This window comes from Actomonas aquatica (genome assembly GCF_019679435.2).
GTDB lineage: Bacteria > Verrucomicrobiota > Verrucomicrobiia > Opitutales > Opitutaceae > Actomonas > Actomonas aquatica.
Genome location: NZ_CP139781.1, coordinates 4,545,360 through 4,563,044, shown reverse-complemented (window position 1 = coordinate 4,563,044; position 17,685 = coordinate 4,545,360). Strand labels below are relative to the sequence as shown.

18 protein-coding genes are annotated in these 17,685 nt (G+C 65.7%); 5 read left to right on the top strand and 13 right to left on the bottom strand.

Annotated features, from left to right (window positions below; translation table 11 throughout):
* Nucleotides 1-13: 13 nt before the first annotated feature.
* The 12 genes from K1X11_RS17475 to K1X11_RS17420 form a co-directional block, all read right to left on the bottom strand.
* Nucleotides 14-541: an RNA polymerase sigma factor gene (locus K1X11_RS17475; protein WP_221033065.1), complete on the bottom strand. Its 528-nt coding sequence runs from the start codon at nucleotides 539-541 to the stop codon at nucleotides 14-16.
* Nucleotides 542-612: 71 nt separating this feature from the next.
* Nucleotides 613-1,386 (bottom strand): RDD family protein, encoded by a 774-nt coding sequence (locus tag K1X11_RS17470; RefSeq protein WP_225919715.1) that lies wholly within the window; start codon nucleotides 1,384-1,386, stop codon nucleotides 613-615.
* Complete coding sequence (locus tag K1X11_RS17465) at nucleotides 1,383-2,393, bottom strand: stage II sporulation protein M (RefSeq protein ID WP_324726018.1); 1,011 nt, start codon at nucleotides 2,391-2,393, stop codon at nucleotides 1,383-1,385. The genes K1X11_RS17470 and K1X11_RS17465 overlap by 4 nt, the downstream gene beginning before the upstream one ends.
* Nucleotides 2,394-2,395: 2 nt before the next feature.
* Nucleotides 2,396-3,769: a DUF58 domain-containing protein gene (locus tag K1X11_RS17460; RefSeq protein ID WP_221033063.1), complete on the bottom strand. Its 1,374-nt coding sequence runs from the start codon at nucleotides 3,767-3,769 to the stop codon at nucleotides 2,396-2,398.
* Between the two features lie 41 nt (nucleotides 3,770-3,810).
* Complete coding sequence (locus K1X11_RS17455; protein ID WP_221033062.1) at nucleotides 3,811-4,779, bottom strand: AAA family ATPase; 969 nt, start codon at nucleotides 4,777-4,779, stop codon at nucleotides 3,811-3,813.
* Nucleotides 4,780-4,816: 37 nt separating this feature from the next.
* Nucleotides 4,817-5,992 (bottom strand): hypothetical protein, encoded by a 1,176-nt coding sequence (locus K1X11_RS17450; RefSeq protein ID WP_221033061.1) that lies wholly within the window; start codon nucleotides 5,990-5,992, stop codon nucleotides 4,817-4,819.
* Nucleotides 5,989-7,707, bottom strand: coding sequence for a hypothetical protein (locus tag K1X11_RS17445; RefSeq protein ID WP_221033060.1), 1,719 nt, complete (start codon nucleotides 7,705-7,707; stop codon nucleotides 5,989-5,991). The genes K1X11_RS17450 and K1X11_RS17445 overlap by 4 nt, the downstream gene beginning before the upstream one ends.
* Nucleotides 7,704-8,099 carry a B-box zinc finger protein gene (locus K1X11_RS17440; RefSeq protein ID WP_221033059.1) on the bottom strand — a complete coding sequence of 132 codons (396 nt, stop codon included), beginning with the start codon at nucleotides 8,097-8,099 and terminating at the stop codon, nucleotides 7,704-7,706. Before K1X11_RS17440 ends, K1X11_RS17445 begins: the two co-directional genes overlap by 4 nt.
* Nucleotides 8,096-8,734, bottom strand: coding sequence for a hypothetical protein (locus K1X11_RS17435; RefSeq protein ID WP_221033058.1), 639 nt, complete (start codon nucleotides 8,732-8,734; stop codon nucleotides 8,096-8,098). Before K1X11_RS17435 ends, K1X11_RS17440 begins: the two co-directional genes overlap by 4 nt.
* A gap of 17 nt (nucleotides 8,735-8,751) precedes the next feature.
* A complete protein-coding gene (locus K1X11_RS17430; RefSeq protein WP_221033057.1) occupies nucleotides 8,752-9,330 on the bottom strand; it encodes a hypothetical protein in 579 nt (192 codons plus the stop codon).
* Between the two features lie 25 nt (nucleotides 9,331-9,355).
* A complete protein-coding gene (locus K1X11_RS17425; protein ID WP_221033056.1) occupies nucleotides 9,356-10,132 on the bottom strand; it encodes an RDD family protein in 777 nt (258 codons plus the stop codon).
* A 69-nt stretch (nucleotides 10,133-10,201) separates the two neighbouring features.
* Nucleotides 10,202-11,242 carry a DUF4339 domain-containing protein gene (locus K1X11_RS17420; RefSeq protein WP_221033055.1) on the bottom strand — a complete coding sequence of 347 codons (1,041 nt, stop codon included), beginning with the start codon at nucleotides 11,240-11,242 and terminating at the stop codon, nucleotides 10,202-10,204.
* 84 nt (nucleotides 11,243-11,326) lie between these two features.
* Between K1X11_RS17420 and K1X11_RS17415 the strand changes: the two genes are divergently transcribed.
* From K1X11_RS17415 to K1X11_RS17395, 5 genes are all read left to right on the top strand, one after another.
* Complete coding sequence (locus K1X11_RS17415; RefSeq protein WP_221033054.1) at nucleotides 11,327-12,985, top strand: peptide ABC transporter substrate-binding protein; 1,659 nt, start codon at nucleotides 11,327-11,329, stop codon at nucleotides 12,983-12,985.
* Between the two features lie 86 nt (nucleotides 12,986-13,071).
* Nucleotides 13,072-13,572: a hypothetical protein gene (locus tag K1X11_RS17410; RefSeq protein WP_221033053.1), complete on the top strand. Its 501-nt coding sequence runs from the start codon at nucleotides 13,072-13,074 to the stop codon at nucleotides 13,570-13,572.
* Between the two features lie 34 nt (nucleotides 13,573-13,606).
* Nucleotides 13,607-15,106 (top strand): circularly permuted type 2 ATP-grasp protein, encoded by a 1,500-nt coding sequence (locus K1X11_RS17405; protein WP_221033052.1) that lies wholly within the window; start codon nucleotides 13,607-13,609, stop codon nucleotides 15,104-15,106.
* A gap of 50 nt (nucleotides 15,107-15,156) precedes the next feature.
* Nucleotides 15,157-16,176: an alpha-E domain-containing protein gene (locus K1X11_RS17400; RefSeq protein ID WP_221033051.1), complete on the top strand. Its 1,020-nt coding sequence runs from the start codon at nucleotides 15,157-15,159 to the stop codon at nucleotides 16,174-16,176.
* 30 nt (nucleotides 16,177-16,206) lie between these two features.
* Nucleotides 16,207-17,181: a DNA-3-methyladenine glycosylase family protein gene (locus K1X11_RS17395; protein WP_221033050.1), complete on the top strand. Its 975-nt coding sequence runs from the start codon at nucleotides 16,207-16,209 to the stop codon at nucleotides 17,179-17,181.
* Between the two features lie 107 nt (nucleotides 17,182-17,288).
* On the opposite strand, the gene K1X11_RS17390 is transcribed toward K1X11_RS17395, so the two are convergent.
* Complete coding sequence (locus K1X11_RS17390) at nucleotides 17,289-17,681, bottom strand: VOC family protein (RefSeq protein ID WP_221033049.1); 393 nt, start codon at nucleotides 17,679-17,681, stop codon at nucleotides 17,289-17,291.
* Between the last annotated feature and the right edge of the window lie 4 nt (nucleotides 17,682-17,685).

Sequence of the window (17,685 nt, the reverse complement as noted above, 5' to 3'; positions counted from 1 at the left end):
CTGGTCGCGCGGATCAGGGGCGTTGCATCGCCATCTCCTGCCGCAGCTTTTTCACCGCCGTGTGGATCAGAAAACCCACGTTGCTCACCGAGAGTTCGGTGATACGGCTGATTTCCTTGTAACTGAATCCGTTCTGAAACTTCAGCCGGATGACCTCCTGTTGGTTGGCCGGCAACTGGTCGATCATCGCCAGCACCGCCTCGCGCCGTTCCTCCGCCTCCAGGTCACGCCCCGGCCGCGCTTCGCCGGTCGTCACTTTCTCCACCTCGCCTTCCGCAAACGCCCTCATGCGGCCCTCCTTGCGGAGGACGTCCATCGCGCGGTTGCGACAGACGGTGTAGAGCCATTCGACGACGTGGCCGTTGACCTGCTCCGGCGGTTGCTTGAGCAATCGCACAAAGGTGTCCTGCACCACATCGCGGGCCCGTTCTTCATCACCGCCCACCAGCCGCGTCGCATAACGCACCAGCGGCGCCTGGTGCTCGCGCACCGCCTCATCGATCCAAGATCCTGCGTGTTCATCGTTTCCGGTCGGGTTCATGTGACCTGCGCAGGTAAAGACGCCTGAGGCGTGGGTTTATTAGGGATAAAGTGGGGACGCTCCGTCGCGCCTCATTTCACGAGCAATACGTCGACCACGTTTCGCACAAATTGTTCGTCCGAAAGTCCATCCACCGTTTCCGGCGGGAACTTGGTCACGGCCCGAAAATGCGCCGCCAGCTCGCCAAACAGCGCCAGGCGCGCCCGGTCCTCCAACTGCTCCCGCCGCCGCAGCGCCTGCCACGCCACCCGCGCTTCCTTGGCCGACACCGCCTGCCGCAGTCGCGCCACCACCGGTGCATGTCCGCGCAGGGAGTTGTATTTGTTGTCGCCCAACAGCCCCAGATCCGGACTCGGCTCCGTCTGCTCCCACACCACCAGCGTGCCCGCCACCAAATCCCCCAACCGCTGCCCGCGCGCCGAAAGCAACGCCGCCACACCGCCGACCGCATACGCGCCGGGCAACGCGTCCACAAACCGCAGGATGTTGCGCAACAGCACCTGCGACAGCGTGAGCCGCAGCCCCCGCGCGTCCACCACCCGCAGCTTCATCAGCCGCTTGCCCAGCGTCTGCCCGCGCCACGCCCACTCGGTGAACACGCGGTAGCCTTGCGAGAGCAGAAAATACAGCACCACCGTCGCCCCCCGCGCGAAGTCTCCGGCCAACAGCTCCAGCAGCCCCATCACGATCGCCACCAGTCCCCACGCCACCGTCACCACGCCCCAGTCGATCAACAGCGCCACCATGCGCAGCAGCGGACTCGCCAGCCGCAGCGAGAACGACACGCCTTCCGGCGTGCGCAAGCGCATCTCCGCCATCCGTGCCACCGGCGCCGCCCCCGTCATCGCCGCCCTCCTTTCGGCAACGCCCGCTCCGCACCGCGCCCACTCCAACCGAGGTAGGCGATCAACGCCGTCAGCTCCAGCAGGCCCATCGTGATTTTCAGCCAATACGGCAACACCGGCTCGTGATATTGGGAGATGAACGACTCCACGATGCCCGCCCACACCAACATCAACGCCGCGCCCACCGCCAACGTCACCACGTCCCCCGCCACCGCGCGCAGACGATCGGCCAACCGCTGGCGTTGCCCGCGTCCCAGTAGTGCTCCGGCCAATACGAACCCCGCCTGCCCGCCCACCAGGATGGCCGGCAACTCGATCGATCCGTGCGGCAACAACCAGCCGAGCAAAAACGTCGTTTCACCCGCCAACACGTAGTCCACCACCACCGCGCCCAGGATCACGCCGTTGTAGAACATCAGCACCAGCGTGCCCACACCCCAGGTCAGGCCGAGCGCCAGCGCGGTCAGCGTCACCTGCGTGTTGTGGGTCATCAACTGTCCGGCAAAGGTCGAATGGTGCCCACTCGGCGAGCGGCTCTGCGCCTCCTCCTCCGCCACCCGCTCCGAGGGATCCCCCAGCAGATGCGAAAACGGCATGATCACGGGCTTGGCCTCCGGATCAAACGCCACCGCCGCGCCCCCAAACGCCGCGCCCACCAGCATCAGCGCCAAGGCCAACCCAAAGGCTTTGCGTTGCCGACGCCACGCCTGCGGCAGCGTCACCCGCAGCCAGCGCCAAACCTGAAAACGCTCCCGCCGCACTTCGCCGCCGTGCACTTCCGCATACCCGCGCGCCACCAGCCGCTCCAGATACCGCTGCACGTCCGGCTCCGCCGCCAGGGTCGACAGTCGCGCCAGATCGGCCGACGCCCGCAGGTAGAGCCGCTCCAACTCCCGCGCCTCCTCCAGCGTCATCTCCGCCCACGGATCCTCCGCCCGCCGCGCCAGCATCTCGTCCAGCCGCAACCAGCCGGGCCGCTCCGCCGCGATGAATTTGTCCAGATCCACAATCACAGCGCCTGCCTCCGTTTCACTTCGAGATACTGCGTGACCAAATGCCCCGCCAACGCTTCGTCATCCATCATCGCCACCGTCGCGCCCTGCGGCCGCAGCAACTGACTCACCTTGCGCAACTCCGACCAGCGCAGATGTCCCGCCAGTCGCTGATACACTTCGGCCGTCTCCGTCACGGCCTCGCCGGCGAAGAGCGGCTGCACGCCCGGCGGACGCACCTGGTTGATCATCACCAGATGCTGCCGCGCCAGCGGTCCAATGTGCCGCGCAAATTCCTCCGCCAACACCGGATCACTCAGGTCCGTCAGGAAAAACAACAACGCCCGCCGCCTCAGTCGTGTGCGCAGAAACCGCACGATCTCCGCCGGGTCCGGCGTCTCCGGCACCGGCTGCAGCGTGTGCACCGCCTCCCGACACGCCCCGTAATGCGCCGCTCCATTACCCGCCCGCAGAAACGCCCGCACGCGGCTCCCATACGCCACCAGTCCGAACCGATCCCCCTGCCGCTGCGCCGCCTGCAGCAAAACCAGCGCCGAGGTCAGGTAACGCTCCAACACCGTCGTCGTGATGCCGTCCATCTGCACCGGCCGCGCACTCAGTCGCGAGGTGTCGAGCACCACATAAATCTCCTGCGTGCGCTCCGCCTGAAACACCTTCGTCACCGGATAACCCTGCTTCGCCGTCGCTTTCCAGTGGATCTCATCAAAACCGTCGCCGGGCTGATACTCCCGCAGCTTCTCAAACTCCCGCCCGCGCCCGATCGTGCGCGTCACCTTCTGTCCAAACTGACCGCGATCGAGGAACATCGCCGCCATCACCGCCCGCTCTTTCAACAGGTCCGGATACACCCGCAGCTCGCACGGCAACACTCGCCGTTCCCGCAGCTCCCAAAAGCCCCAGCACGACCGCAGCTCACACGCCGCCCGCACACCATAAAAACGTCCCCGCGCCGCCGGCGTCGCCTTCCAGTCGACATGCGACTTCGCCTCCTCCGGCAGGGTCAGCATAACTTCGTCCCGTTCGTCCGTAAACCCGCCCGGCAGCGCCAACGCAAACCGCAGCCGATCCGGCGTGCCCTCCCGCCGCGCCAGATGCACCCGCAACGTGCCCGCCCGGTCCTTGGTGAAGCGCACCACCTCCGCCACGCTCAGCTCCGGCGTCTTCACCGTCTGCAGACTCCAAGCCAGGTCCACCAACGCGACCAGCAGCCAGCCGCCCAGCGCCAACAGCCACGTGCCCGCCAACTCGTCCCACGCCGCACACAGCAAGGCATACAACGCCACCACCGCCACGCCCGCGAGCAGGCGCCGCCCCGGCACCACACTGGACTGCGGGCCTTCCGGTTGCGGACTGTGCACGGGCTCAATCATCGTATCCGTTCATTGGTGACATCGACCATCATGGTCCGTCCTCACCGCGGCACCGGCACCTGTTCCAGCAGGCGCTCCAGCACTTCGTCGATCGTCAGGCCTTCGATTTCAAACTCCGGCCGCAGCACCAGACGATGCCCCAGCACCGGCTCGGCCAGCGCCCGCAGGTCGTCCGGCGTCACAAAGTCGCGCTCGGCCAACGCCGCCTTGGCCCGACCGCCCAACAGCAACGCCTGCGTCGCGCGCGGTCCCGCGCCGACCATCACACTTTCGTGCTCGCGGGTCGCCCGCACCAGGTCGACCGCGTAAGTCACCACCTCTTCGCGCATCGTCACGCTCTGCAGCACCTCGCGCAGCGCCGCGAGTTCGCCACCGGCCAGCGCGGGTTGCACGCCGCCACTCGCCAACACCTTCTCGGGCGTCTCCTGGCCGAGCAAACGTTGGGCCAGTTCCAGCTCCTGCTCCCGGTTGGGCGCATCCATCTGAATCTTCACCATGAAGCGATCCTTCTGCGCTTCCGGCAGCGGATAGGTGCCTTCGGAATCCGCCGGATTCTGCGTCGCGAAGACCGTGAAGTTTTCATCCAACCGATGCGTGTCGCGATCAATCGTGACTTCGCGCTCCTGCATGGCCTGCAACAGCGCCGCCTGCGTCTTGGCCGGCGCGCGGTTGATTTCGTCGGCCAGCAGAAACGAGGTGAACACGGGGCCCTTGATCAGGGTGAAGGCGTTCTCCTTCAGGTTAAAAACGTTGGTGCCGGTGATGTCGGCCGGCATGAGGTCGGGCGTAAACTGCACGCGCCCGCTCGGCACACCGAGCACCGCCGCGAGCGTGCGCACCAGCAGGGTCTTGGCCACGCCGGGCACGCCTTCCAGCAGCGCGTGCTGCCGCGTGAGCAGGGTGACGAGTGCCAGCTCGATGACGGCCTCCTGTCCGATGATCACCTTGGCGATCTCGGCGCGGGCCGCGTTGAGGGTGGGAACCAATTTTTCGAGAACAGGATTCGACATAAAGCGGAGGATTCAGAGGGGCGGTTTGGGGGAAGGGTCAACGCGGCCGCAGCTCGCGGGAAATCTGGTTGTATTCATCGACTGGTGACAGTCCGGGCTGACGCTGCAGCCGCTCGTGCTCGCGCGGCGGGGCCGTGTGTTTCCACTCCGTCACGCAGGTGTCCATCACTTTGCCGGGCGGCACCGAGCGGCGCAGCAGCGCTTCGAGGCCGGCCGTCGGTTCGTAGGTAAGATCGAGCGTCGCCGGTTCCGGCGGCTCCGGCAGAAACAGCACCGTGCGCCGCCACACCAGCAGGAGCGCCCACAGCGCGATCACGATCAACGCGCCCGACAGGCCATACCGCCGCGCCAAGGCCGCCAGACCCGGATCCTCGCGCACACCGAGATGCGCTTCGACAAACTCCACCTGTCGGCTGCCGTCGAGCAGCCAGCGCACCAGCGAAGGTTCGGGAGCGACATGCAGCGCTTCATTGCTGAGCGGATACGTTTCGAGCATCACCACCAGCGAACCGCGGCCCAGCGCCCGCTCCATCACGACCGGGCGACCGCCATAGGTGTAGAGCACCTGCCACGAGCCTTCGACGTCATCCATCCGCTCGAGCGCGGCATCACTCCGCCAGCGCAACGCCGACGGCAGTCCCCGCTGCCGCGCTGCGTCGGTCGCGGTCGCCAACCCGCGGTCGTCGTGCACGTAGCGTCGCCGCAACGCAAAACCCAGCGAAACGAATGTGCCTTCCGTGGACTCCGCGGTGTCGTTTGGCAGCGGATCCGCTTCCTCCTCCGCGTCGTTGTCTTCGTCTTCGTTCGGGTCCCCGATGCCCTGATTTTCCCCGAAAAGGTTGGCCACATCCCGGAGCGGTCGAAAGGCGAGCACCACCCGGTTCCCGGCGTAAGCCGCCCGCTGCAGCGCCTGCCGCGCGTCGTTGCCCATGCCCAGCCACTCGCCTTCCGCCGGCACGAGTCCGGCCAGCAGCACCACGCGGTCCGGCGTGTCCCGCAGATCGGCCAGGTCACGCTTCCAGCGCGTCGCTTGGTGCCCCGGCAACTCGTTGATCGTATCGTGCAAGACCCGCAGCCCGAGCCGATCCGCCCGCAGGCTGGAGTAGAGCGGATACAGGTCGCGCGCGATCCGACGATGATAGGTCTGCACAATCACCGCGCCCAACAGCACGATCAGTCCCAGCAGCGCGACCCAGGTAAAACGTGACTTCATCCCACCGCCCTTTCTGCCGGGGCCGACGGCGCCGGCGTCTGCCGCAGCTCCGTCCACCATTGTTCGGCTTCGTCCACGCCTGCCTCGGCACGGCCATACCACACCCGCTCGAAGCCCTGGCGACGCCCGCGAAACCCGGTCACCACCGCCGGATCGTGCGGCACGTTGCGCGCCAATTCACGTTCGTAGGTCAGGTTGGTTTTGGCCGGATCCAGTCGCAGCCAATCCTCCGCCGCCAGTCGCGCCAACTGCGCCAAAAACAAGGCCCGCCACGCCAAGCGCCACTCCCCGCGATCCATGCACTCGCGCGCCAACTGCAGCCAGCGATCCCACGGCAACTGCGCCGCGTGCACCCGCTCGTCCCGCAGATCCGGCACCGCCGCCTCAGACGGCGCCGCCATGACTTCCGGCACGACCTGCATACGTCCCCTCTTCACCGCCAGCCACACCAGCCAGCCGAGCAAGAGCACGATGCCGAACAACACGATGTAGAGGAACGGGGTCAGCCAGGAGCCGCCGCCATCGTCGTCTCGCACTCGGGTGGGCCGTTCCTGCACGACCGGCGCGTTGTCAGGCTTCGTCCAGCTGTCCAACCAGTCGGTGACGCGCCTCCAAGTGCGCCGGATCGAGTCGCGCAACGCAACCGCCGCATCCCGCGCCGACTCCGCCATGTCCTGCATCCATCCTTTCTCCGCCAACTCATCGGGCGGCGGCGGCAGGGGCTGCAGGTTCCACTTAAAATCAGTTTGCTGCAGCGCCCGGTCGATCGCCGCCTGCACCTCCGCCTCGGACACGTCCATCCGGCTGGCGTCGCCTTCGGCCGCGCGCGCCGGGTTGCTGCCGATGCCGCTGCCCGCCAACACCAGCGCCACGAACGCCACCGAAACCACGCGGGCCGCCCGACTGCCCGCCAGCAGCGTTCGCAACTCCACCCGTAGGTCACTCGCCTCCCGCCGCGATTGCCCGTAGAAAATCCGCAGCGTGTAGAAGGCCTTGATCAACGGATCCACCGCCATCCAGGCCAACATCGTCACGACGAGCAGGAAGGTGGAATTGAGCAGCAGGATGCCGCGCGTCGCGAAGAGGTTTTCGATGCCGAGCAGGCGGTTCGCCAACCACGGCAGCAGGTAGAAACAGGTGGCGAGGTTCACCCAGACGATGAGGCTGCCGAGCGAAACCCACAGCAGGCCGAGGTGGTTTTGCCCGGGCCAGTCCATCGCCCGCGCCCGCGACTCCCCATCGAGATTCTCCGCGTCACCCAGGACCGTCGCGCTTTGGTAATAGGCCATCACCCAACCGAAGGGCAGCGTCAGCGCCGCCATCGCCGGCAGCACCACCAGCCCCCACGCCTGCAGTCGAAACTGCGCCTGCGCTCGCCGTGTCCAACGCCGCCAGGACCATGGCTCCGCCGGACGTCCGTGCCGCAGCGCCAGCAGCCGCGCCGCGCACTCGCTTTGCATGCCTTTGAGCCAGAAAAAGAGCCCCACCAACAACAGCGCCAACCACGCCTGCTCGCCCGCCGTGGGCTTGAGCCAGACCCAGCGCGACCAGACCCACAACAGCCCCGTCAGCCACGGCACCACACCGGCCAGATACAACACCCACCAACCCGCCGGCGCCTGCCGCAGCAGATGCAGGGCCTCCTCCACCATGGCCACGCCACCGATGCCTTCCCTGTCCTTCAGCGGCTTGGACTGACGACGCGCCGCGCTCATGGTCCGCCCTCCTGCCAGTGGTCCCACAACGTCGCGTCATGGGTCGTCGGCGGAATGCTCACCGCAAATCGCCCGATCAACAAAAACACCGTCCAGGCCAAGAGAAATGCTAGGCCCGACAGCACCCAGCGTCGCACCACCGGCCCGAAACGTCGCCGCGGTTTGCCCGCCTCCGCTTCCGCCGCGAGAAGTTTGCCGCGACAGGGCGCACAATAAATTTTGCCGCCGTGGGTGGAGACGCACTCCCGACACAAGGCTCCGCCGCAGCCGAGACACTTCGCCACCGCCTCACGTTGGGCGTGGCGCATGCAACGTCGCTTTTGCACCGGCGCCGCCCGCGTCGGGCTGGCCGGCTCAGCGCCGTCCGTCTTCGGCAGGGGCGGAACGTTCATGCGGGCGGTGGAGGCGGCGAGGCAGCACCACCGTTATCCGCGGAGTCGTCGTCGGAGTTCGGGATTACGGTCGGAGTAGGCGTAGGCGTCGGGGTGGGGTCCGGCATCGGCGGCACCTCCACCGGCTCCGCGGGCACCTGAGCCGCGCTCACCAACGCCGCCTGCGCCTCCTGGATCAAGGGCTCGATCTTCGCCCGCACCCGACGCCAGGTCCGGCGCCGCCCCACCGGTCGTAGTTCCTTGGTCTGCAAGGCCGTGCTGACCGAAACCACGCAACTGGGACCTTTGATGAGGTTCACCACCAGCACCAAAAAGCTCGGGACAAAAAGGAAGGCGAAACCGATCCAGTCCGCTATCGCCGCTTCCATCGACTTGTTGGTCACCAGATCCGCCAACAGCGGCATGAGCGACAGCCCAGCGATACAGCCTCCGATGAGGTTGAAGTAGAAATAACGCTTCGAGGGCCGCACCAGGAAGGCCTGAATATCGCGCAGGAAAAACCGATAATACGATTCGGAGAACCCGCTCGAACTCACCACCAGCAAGTGGTCCTTGCCCCGCCAAAGACTGTCATAGGTGCCGAGCCCAGAGCGGGGCCGGGTGAGCCGATGGTAACGTTTTTCCTTCTTCGCCATGCGCACTGCGCCTCCGTTTAGCGGGGAAATCCTCCGACGAAGACCAACGTCCATCCTACGATCTCGATCAACGCCACCGCGGCCGCGATCAACATGCGGGCTTTGCCCCCCCCCACCAGACTGGTCGGTTTTTTCCACCCGTAGATCACCACGCCGATCGTGGTGGGCGCCGTGAGCAGGGTGAACGGCCATATGATCAGAGGCAGCACCGCCAAGCCCAGCGCCAGTCGGTCATACAACACGCGCGAGCCGACCGCCTCGTCGCTCTCGTTTCGTTTCACGGAGACACATGCCGGACAGGTCACGCCTTCGTCGAATTCGAGACTGCAGACATTGCACAGATAACGCCCGCAATGGTCGCAGGTGTGCACCGCCTCGTTTTCGTCGTGATAAAAACAGGTCGCCCCCGCTTCGACTTTCACGGCCGTCGGGACCGGGGCCTGCGCCGGTGCCGCCAGGGCCGGATAGGTGGCCGCAATCGCGAAGGGCGTCTGGCACCAGGTGCAGGTCGCCTCGCCGTCTCCGTCCCAAGCGATCGCCTCCAAGTTCTTCGTGCACTGCGGACACTTGATCTTGGTCAGGAGCTCGGGTGCCATGATGCTATGCAGTGCGGGAGGAAAATTAGGCGCGCGCCTTGATCACGCGGGTGTCGCAAATGCGGTCATGCAGGGTGCGTTGTTCGTCATCCCACGCGGCCATGAGGTAACCGATCGCGAGGATCAGACCGCTCAGCCATTCAGAGAAGTAACGTCCAATGATGCGCCCTATGGAGAGCTTGTCGCCATTCGCCCGGAGGACCTTGAGGCCCAGAGCCAGTTTGCCCGGCGTGGCGTCAAACTTGCGGATAAAGAGAATGCCGTAGGACAGACCGACCACGATACCGATGAGCTGGATGATGATCGAGTAAGTGAAGATCGCCTCCGGATCCCGCATGAATGAGGAGGCGAAGAGCGGCATCGTCAGCATCTGCAACACCGTGTTGAGGACGTAGACGATGAAACCATCAAGCAGCTTGGCTACAAAGCGGCGGCCAAAGTTCGCGTAACCATACGGCCCCGGCACGATGCTGCCGGTATCGAGCGGCACCCCCTCACGTAGTCGTTGAAAGAATACATCGCGGTTGCCGGCGCTGATCCAGCGCCCCTCATACTCCACCATCTCCCGCTTGGGATAACGTTTGCCGTCGACCGCGCAGATCGCCGAGTCCGGGTCCACGCCCTGCCCCGGCACATCGAGTCCCTCGGCCGCCGCGACCTCGCCATAGGGTTCCCATTTCGCCATGCCCTGCCGCCAGACCAAGGTCTCCGCGGTGATCGTGCCGTCGCTGACGAGACGTGCGAGTGTTTCCGGATTCACCGGTCCCTGCCGGTTGTTGTTGATCGCGTAGAACCAGTCCATGGAGGTTGAGGAAAGCGTGCCACTTTCCATGACAGCTCACCGGCTCAGCTCAACCCCTCATTATCGCAATTATTCTGCCGGCGTGCCCGCAGCCGACAAACGCGCGTCTTCGTAAACCCGCGCCACCGCCGCCGGCACCAGCGGCAACAGGAAGATCCAGCCCACAATGAAGGGCAAAAAGCCGATAAAGGTGACGACGATCACGAGCACGCAGATCGCCAACAACGACCAGAATCGCATGCCGGTGATTCGCCAGCTGAGCAACAGAGCGTCGATCACGTTCATAGCGGGTTGGTCCATCACAATGACGTGGGCCAACATGAAACGGGCCGCCACGATCGAGATCACAAAGCCAAATCCCATCAAGGTCAGCACGAGCCCACCACTCATCATCGCCGCCATCGCCTCGTTATCCTGCAGCGCATCCAGACTCAGGCCGAACGGGAGCATGATCAGGATCATCAGGCCGACGATGAGGAAACTGGCCGCAAACTGAATCAGCCCGAGCAATAGCAGCGGCACGAAACGCAGCCGGAAGCCATCAAACACCGACTCAAACGCCGGACTCTCCCCTCGCGTGCGCTGCAGGAAAAACCACATCGCACCGGCCGTCAGCTGCGGCGCCACCAGAATATTCGCGAGCAGGCCGATCACCGGCAGCATCCCCGCCACGATCGTGAGCAGGGCCACGACCACCACCACGCCCAGTCCCAGCCAATACCCGTCCGTCATGGTTTTCCAAATACGGCCGATCCCTTCGCCCAGGCTGAAGGCGAAGCCGTTCTCCCGCAGGCGCCGCACAAACTCAGCCCGCGTCCAAGCCTCCGCCGCGGCTCCTGCTCCTGCCGACGTCGCTTCCGGCGCGCCCAAGGCCGGCGGCAGGTCGCTCCCCGCGCCTTCCGCGCCCACCGCCGGTAGCGTCGTCGTTGCGGAGATCGTCTGCCACGGCACCCACGCCGGAATCCCTTCGTGCCAGACCAAGGTCTCGCCGGTCACCGTGCCGTCGGCCACGGCCTGGGCAAAGTCTTGAGGGGAAACCGGGCCAACCCGTTGGCCGTTCAGAGCGTAATACCATTGCATGCTGTTCACTGGTTGAGGGTTCGTCGGCATGACAGGCCGCCGCCCCCGCGCCCGCAAGCTCCAAGACCCCGTCGCAAACTTGCGATCGTCTGCAGGCGACCGTTCTTTCCCTCCATGCGCCCTCGCTTCGCCGCCGCCCCGCTCACGCTTTTGTCCGCTTTGCTGCTCCTGCTCCTCATGGCCGTAGGCTGCGCGCCGCGTGAGTCCGCCGTCGAGGTCGGCAACCGCGAGGGCGTGCTGCATCTCGCCATCTCCGACGAACCCGAGACCCTCGACCCGCACCTCGCCATCGCCTTCAGCGACATGCAGGTCATCACCGCCTTGTTCGAAGGCCTCACCGCTCTCGATGCCAACACCTCCCGCATCGTGCCCGGTGCGGCCGAGTCTTGGGAAACTTCGACCGACGGACTCACATGGACCTTCCACCTGCGCGAGGGTTTGCAGTGGTCCGACGGCACACCCCTCGACGCCCAGACCTTTCGCGACTCCTTCGTGCGCGCCCTCGCCCCCTCCATCGGCTCCGAATACGCCTACGTCCTCTTCCCCATCAAAAACGCCGAACGTTTCGCCGCCGGCGAGATACCCGACTTCGTCGCGGTGGGCGTGAAGGTCGTCGATCCGCTCACGCTCCGCATCGAGCTCGAACATCCCACGCCCGCCCTGCCGGCCATCCTGACCCTACCCGTCGCCTACCCCGTGCCGCTGCATGTGCTCCGCCAACTCGGCGGCACCATCAACCTCAGCAACCCCTGGGCCCGCGCCGGCACCCTCATCGGCAACGGTCCCTTCCAACTCACCGAGTGGTCGCCCGATCAACACCTGCGCGCCGAGCGCAACCCGCACTTCCGCACCGCCGACGCCGTCGCCCTCAACGCCGTCGTTTTTCACCCCTACGCCAACGTCACCGCTCAGGAAAACGCCTTCCGCGCCGGTCAACTCCACATCACCTCCGGCCTGCCCCTCACCAAAATCAAGGCCTACCAGACCGACGCCCCGGAGCTCCTGCGCCTCGACCCGTTTTTCCAGACCGCCTTCATGCGGTTCAACACCACCCGCCCGCCGCTCGATAACCCGCGCGTGCGTCGCGCGCTCGCCCTCGCCATCGATCGCGACGCCCTCGCCGACCACGTGCTCACCGGCGGCGAACGCGCCGCCCCCCGTCTCACGCCCCCGAATACCAACGGCTACACTGCCGAGACGCCGTTGCGCTACGATCCCGACGAAGCCCGCCGCCTCCTCGCCGCCGCGGGTTACCCCAAAGGCGACGGCCTGCGCCCCCTCGAAGTCATTACCCGCCCGCGCGAAATCGACCGCCTCGTCCTCGAAGCCATCCAACAGATGTGGCAGCGCGAGCTCGGCCTGCGCACCGAGATCGCCGTGAAAGAGCAACGCGTGTGGCTCAGCGACGAGCGTGCCCTCAACTACGACATCTCCAACGCCGCCTGGATCGGTGACTACCTCGACCCCGAGACCTTCCTCGCCCTCTTCATCACCGACGGCGGCAACAACGCCACCGGCTGGAGCGACGCCGCCTACGACGACGCCCTCGCCCGCGCCGCTCGCGCCCCCGACGAAGCCACGCGCCTCGCCGCCTATCAGGAGGCCGAGACTCGCCTCCTCACCGAGCTGCCGATGGTCCCGCTCTATCACGGCACCCAACCCTTCCTCATTCGCCCGGAAGTCCGCGGTTGGACTGCCAACCCCCTCAGCTTCCGTCGCTATCAGGACCTGAGCCTCGAACCGTCCGCCGCCACCGAGCTCAACTTACCCTGATCACCGATAAATCCTCTGCGGCTCGGCACAGGAATTGCACCGGACTTGCCCCCGGTCGGACTCTGCGTCATGTTGCCGGGCCCCGCATGCGTCGATCCCTCACCGCCATTTTCGTCTCCCTCCTCCTGACCGCCCCCGCCATCGCCCTCGCCGACACGCCCACCGATTCCTCGGCGACCCGCGTCCAACTCGTGCGCGTCTGGCCCGGCTACCGGGATGCCACCAGTTTCACCCGCCTCGGCGAATACTTCGGCAGCAGCCCCGACGCCATCAACCAGAACGCCCTGCGTTCCCAGCCCAACGCGCGCGGCGGTTACTACTGGCTCATTCGCACCGACGCCGCCACGGCCTATCCCGGCACCACCGTGCAACTCGAGGTGGTGCGTCCCGGCACCACCCAGGCCGAGCCCCACACGTTCACCTTTGACCTGCCCGCCGGCAGTCACGCCGTCCACGTCGGCCTCACCGGTCGCGATTGGATCGATCCCGAGGAAGCCCCCGTCGCCTGGTCGCTCACCCTCACCGCCACCGACGGCACCCTGCTCGCCGCCGAACAAAGTTTCCTCTGGACCGATTACGCTCCCTAAAACCCGCCCCCCCTGTCCGAACGCCCGCCTCATCATGTCCGATCTCTTCGCCAACTACGACACTGGCCCCTTCTACGACGAAATGTTCACCGACGCCGGTGAACCCCGCCCGCACTACCAAAACCTCTTCGACCGCTACGCCCGCCTTAACGGCATGGGTGAACTCGCCCAGCGGCAGAAGACCGCCGACAAGACCTTCAAGCGCCGCGGCGTCACGTTCACCGTCTACTCCGACAAGGCCGGCACCGAGAAGATTTTCCCCTTCGATCTGATCCCGCGCATCATCGCCGCCGACGAGTGGCGCCACCTCGTGCGCGGCCTCACCCAGCGCATGATCGCGCTCGATCAGTTCCTCTACGACATCTACCACGACCAACACATCGTGAAGGAGGGCATCGTCCCGCGTGAGTTGGTCGAGAGCTGCGCCCACTTCCGCCGCGAACTCGTCGGCGTCAACCTGCCGCTCAACCGCCACGTGCACATCAACGGCACCGACCTCGTGCGCGACCAACACGGCACCTACCGTGTGCTCGAAGACAACCTGCGCACTCCCTCCGGCGTCAGCTACGTGCTCGAAAACCGCCAGGTCATGAAGCGCGTCTTCCCCAACCTGCTGCGCAAATACGGCGTGCGTCCGGTCTCCAACTACCCGTCAGACCTGCTTAACCTCCTCACCTCCCTCGCCCCCGACATCGAGGAGCCCACCGTCGTCCTGCTCACCCCCGGCGTCTACAACTCCGCCTACTTCGAACACGCCTTCCTCGCCCGCCAGATGGGCATCGATATCGTCGAGGGCAACGACCTCGTCGTCCAGGACGACAAGGTCTATATGAAGCGCACCCACGGCCTCAAGCGGGTGCACGTCATCTACCGCCGCATCGACGACGACTTCCTCGACCCGACCGTCTTCCGCAAGGACTCCCTCCTCGGCGTTCCCGGCCTCTTCGAAGCCTACCGCAAGGGCAACGTCGCCCTCACCAACCCCATCGGCACCGGCATCTCCGACGACAAGGCGATCTATTATTACGTGCCGGATATGATCCGCTTCTACCTGCAGGAAGACCCCGTCCTCCCCAACGTCGACACCTTCCTCACCTCCGATTCCAAGGACCGCGCCTACGTGCTCGAAAACCTCCCCGACCTCGTCGTCAAAAGCGTCAACGAGGCCGGCGGTTACGGCATGCTCGTCGGCCCCAAATCCACCCGCGAGCAGATCGAGGAGTTCCGCGCCAAGATCATCGCCCACCCGCGCAACTTCATCGCGCAACCCACCCTCGGCCTCTCCCGCTGCCCCACCGTTTGCAACAACGGCAAGGCCATCGAGGGCCGCCACCTCGACCTGCGTCCCTACATCCTCTACGGCGACAAGGTTCGCATCATGTCCGGCGGCCTCACCCGCGTCGCCCTCACCAAGGGCTCCCTCGTCGTCAACTCCTCCCAAGGCGGCGGCTCCAAGGACACCTGGGTCCTCGCCGACACCGAGGCCGAGACGCCACCCACCACCGAAACCGGCCGCGAACGCATCGCCATCTGACGCCGCCCGCCCCGCCGCCCTCCGCCGCAACCATCCACTCCTGCGCCGCCATGCCCACTTCTCCCCTCATCCTCGACGACGCCGAATCCGCCGCCCGTTCCGGCATGCTCAGCCGCGTCGCCAGCCTCATCTACTGGACCGCCCGCCAACTCGAGCGCGCCGAAAACACCGTGCGCCTGGTCGACGTCAACGCCCAGCTCGTCCTCGACCTCGAGGCGCGCCGCGACGCCGATGACCCCCGCGCCTGGGAACCACTCGTCTTCGTCACCGGCGACGACGAGGGCTTCCACAAAATTCACGGCGACAACATCTCCGAAGAGACCGTCGTGCGTTACCTGCTCTTCGATCGCGAGAACCCGTCCTCCTACGTGTCCTGCATCGCCGCCGCCCGCGAGAACGCCCGCTGCATCCAGGACCAGATCGCCTCCGAGATGTGGGAGACGCTCAACACCTTCTACCACGAGCTCTCGACCCACAGCTTCCGCACCTACCAAAAGCAGGGCTCCAGCGATTACCTCGCCCAACTCAAGCTGCGCATCCAACAACTCTACGGCGTCGCCGAATCCATGCTGCCCCGCGACGAGGGCTGGTGGTTCTATCTGCTCGGCCGCTACCTCGAGCGCGCCGACAACGTGTCGCGTATCATCGACATCAAATACTTCATGATCCTGCCCGACCTCCACGAGGTCGGCTCTGCCCTCGACATCGTGCAGTGGGCCTCCGTCCTGCGCTCCTGCTCCGGCTTTGAGGCCTTCCGCCGCTCCAAGCGCGGTCAGCTCAACCTCGAACGCGCGGTCGATTACCTGCTCTACGACCGCGCCTTCCCTCGCTCCATTCTCGCCTCGATCATCTCGGCCGAAAACTGCCTCAACAAAATCGCCGCCGCCCACGGCGACGCCGAGCAAAACCCGGTCCTCGCCAAAATCAATCAGACCCGCGTGCACCTCGAGAACTCCGACGTCACCAGCGTCATCAGCAACGGCCTGCACGAATACCTCGACGCCTTCCAAATCCGCCTCGGCGAAATCCACGCCGCCGTGCAGGACAACTTCTTCGACTACGACGTCTGACGTTGGGCCGGCCGCGAGCCGGCCCTTCCCATGTCCGCCCCACCCCTCACTTGGACCCCGTGGGCCCCTCTCCCCGGCGCCCCGTCCTACACCGCCATCGGCCTCCGCGAGCAACTCGACGGCGGCCAGGCCTTCCGTTGGTATCCAGAATCCGACGACACCACCTGGATCGGCCAATGGTCCCACCACCTCGCCCGCCTCCGCCTAAGGCCAACTCCAACTGTGGGAGCGGCTTTACGCCGCGACAATCCTGCCTCTCCGCCGCCGCTGCCGCTCGAGTATTCTCTCCCCGCCTCGTTCGCCGAGACCACACTCCCGGCCCTGCGCCACTACCTGGCCATCGATGACGATCGCCACGACCGCATCGACGCTGCCCTGCCGCTCGCGACGGACCCGCACCTCGCCACCTGCCACGCGCTCCACCCGCATCTGCGCATCCTGCGCCAGCCCTTCGGCGAGACCCTGCTCGCCTTCCTCTGCAGCGCCACCAAGCAGATCCCGCAGATCAAACAGATGCTGGCTCTGCTCGCCACCCGCCTTGGCACACCCCTCGATTTCAGTGTTTCAGCTTTTCAGAATTTCAGCGTTTCGGAAAACGCCTTGCCCACCTGGCCACAACTCGCCGCCGTCTCCGAAGCCGACCTACGCGCCTGCCAACTCGGTTTCCGCGCCCGCTACATCAAGGGCACCGCGGAGGTCCTCGCCGCCGCTCCCGCCTGGCTGGAAGAAACCGCCGCGTTACCCTACGCCGCCGCCAAAATGCGCCTGCTCACCTTGCCCGGCGTGGGCGAAAAGATCGCCGACTGCGTGCTCCTCTTCGGCCTCGGCCACCACGAAGCCTTTCCCGTCGACACCTGGATGCTCAAAGCCATGGCCCGCCGCTACGGCCTCGAAGGGTGGAGCCCCACCCAAGTCGCCCACTTCGGCCGCGTCCACTACGGCCCCACCGCCGGCCTCGCCCAACAACACCTCTTCGCCTGGGAACGCACCCAAGGAGGCCGGTGAACGGACTTAGTTTTACAAGAGCGTGGTTGTCGGGCGTAAAGCCCGACCCACGTCAGGCAGAGTAACTTATTTGTGGGTCGGGCTTTACGCCCGACATCATAACCCCGTCAGGCTTTCGCCTTCTGGATCAGCTCCACCTCGTAGCCTTCCGGCGCGTCGATGAAGGCGATCATGGAGCCGCTTCCAGTCTCGGTCGGACCGTCGCTCAGCTCGTAGCCAGCCGCCTTCGCGTCCTCGGCAAACTTGACCAGGTCTTCGACTTCAAACGCGAGGTGCATGAGGTCTTCCTGCACCTTCACCGGTTCGGCGCCGGCCGGCATCTGGCAGAGCTCGATCTCCTCTTCGCTGTTAGGCGTCGCGAGGAACACCAACTGCGCGCCACGCGGCGAGGTATGCCGACGGGACTCGGTCAGACCGAGCGCCTCGGTGTAAAACTTCACGGTGGCTTCGATATCATTCACACGCATGCGCGTGTGCAGGAGTTTGGTAACGTTAGGCATGGGA

Bases quoted from the DNA above. Each gene is read 5' to 3' on its own strand.
- K1X11_RS17395 (WP_221033050.1), top strand. From the start codon at position 16,207: ATGTCCGCCCCACCCCTCACTTGGACCCCGTGGGCCCCTCTCCCCGGC.
- K1X11_RS17475 (WP_221033065.1), bottom strand. From the start codon at position 541: ATGAACCCGACCGGAAACGATGAACACGCAGGATCTTGGATCGATGAG.
- K1X11_RS17410 (WP_221033053.1), top strand. From the start codon at position 13,072: ATGCGTCGATCCCTCACCGCCATTTTCGTCTCCCTCCTCCTGACCGCC.
- K1X11_RS17405 (WP_221033052.1), top strand. From the start codon at position 13,607: ATGTCCGATCTCTTCGCCAACTACGACACTGGCCCCTTCTACGACGAA.
- K1X11_RS17425 (WP_221033056.1), bottom strand. From the start codon at position 10,132: ATGGACTGGTTCTACGCGATCAACAACAACCGGCAGGGACCGGTGAAT.
- K1X11_RS17460 (WP_221033063.1), bottom strand. From the start codon at position 3,769: ATGATTGAGCCCGTGCACAGTCCGCAACCGGAAGGCCCGCAGTCCAGT.
- K1X11_RS17430 (WP_221033057.1), bottom strand. From the start codon at position 9,330: ATGGCACCCGAGCTCCTGACCAAGATCAAGTGTCCGCAGTGCACGAAG.
- K1X11_RS17415 (WP_221033054.1), top strand. From the start codon at position 11,327: ATGCGCCCTCGCTTCGCCGCCGCCCCGCTCACGCTTTTGTCCGCTTTG.
- K1X11_RS17435 (WP_221033058.1), bottom strand. From the start codon at position 8,734: ATGGCGAAGAAGGAAAAACGTTACCATCGGCTCACCCGGCCCCGCTCT.
- K1X11_RS17450 (WP_221033061.1), bottom strand. From the start codon at position 5,992: ATGAAGTCACGTTTTACCTGGGTCGCGCTGCTGGGACTGATCGTGCTG.
- K1X11_RS17445 (WP_221033060.1), bottom strand. From the start codon at position 7,707: ATGAGCGCGGCGCGTCGTCAGTCCAAGCCGCTGAAGGACAGGGAAGGC.
- K1X11_RS17455 (WP_221033062.1), bottom strand. From the start codon at position 4,779: ATGTCGAATCCTGTTCTCGAAAAATTGGTTCCCACCCTCAACGCGGCC.
- K1X11_RS17470 (WP_225919715.1), bottom strand. From the start codon at position 1,386: ATGACGGGGGCGGCGCCGGTGGCACGGATGGCGGAGATGCGCTTGCGC.
- K1X11_RS17390 (WP_221033049.1), bottom strand. From the start codon at position 17,681: ATGCCTAACGTTACCAAACTCCTGCACACGCGCATGCGTGTGAATGAT.
- K1X11_RS17440 (WP_221033059.1), bottom strand. From the start codon at position 8,099: ATGAACGTTCCGCCCCTGCCGAAGACGGACGGCGCTGAGCCGGCCAGC.
- K1X11_RS17420 (WP_221033055.1), bottom strand. From the start codon at position 11,242: ATGCCGACGAACCCTCAACCAGTGAACAGCATGCAATGGTATTACGCT.
- K1X11_RS17400 (WP_221033051.1), top strand. From the start codon at position 15,157: ATGCCCACTTCTCCCCTCATCCTCGACGACGCCGAATCCGCCGCCCGT.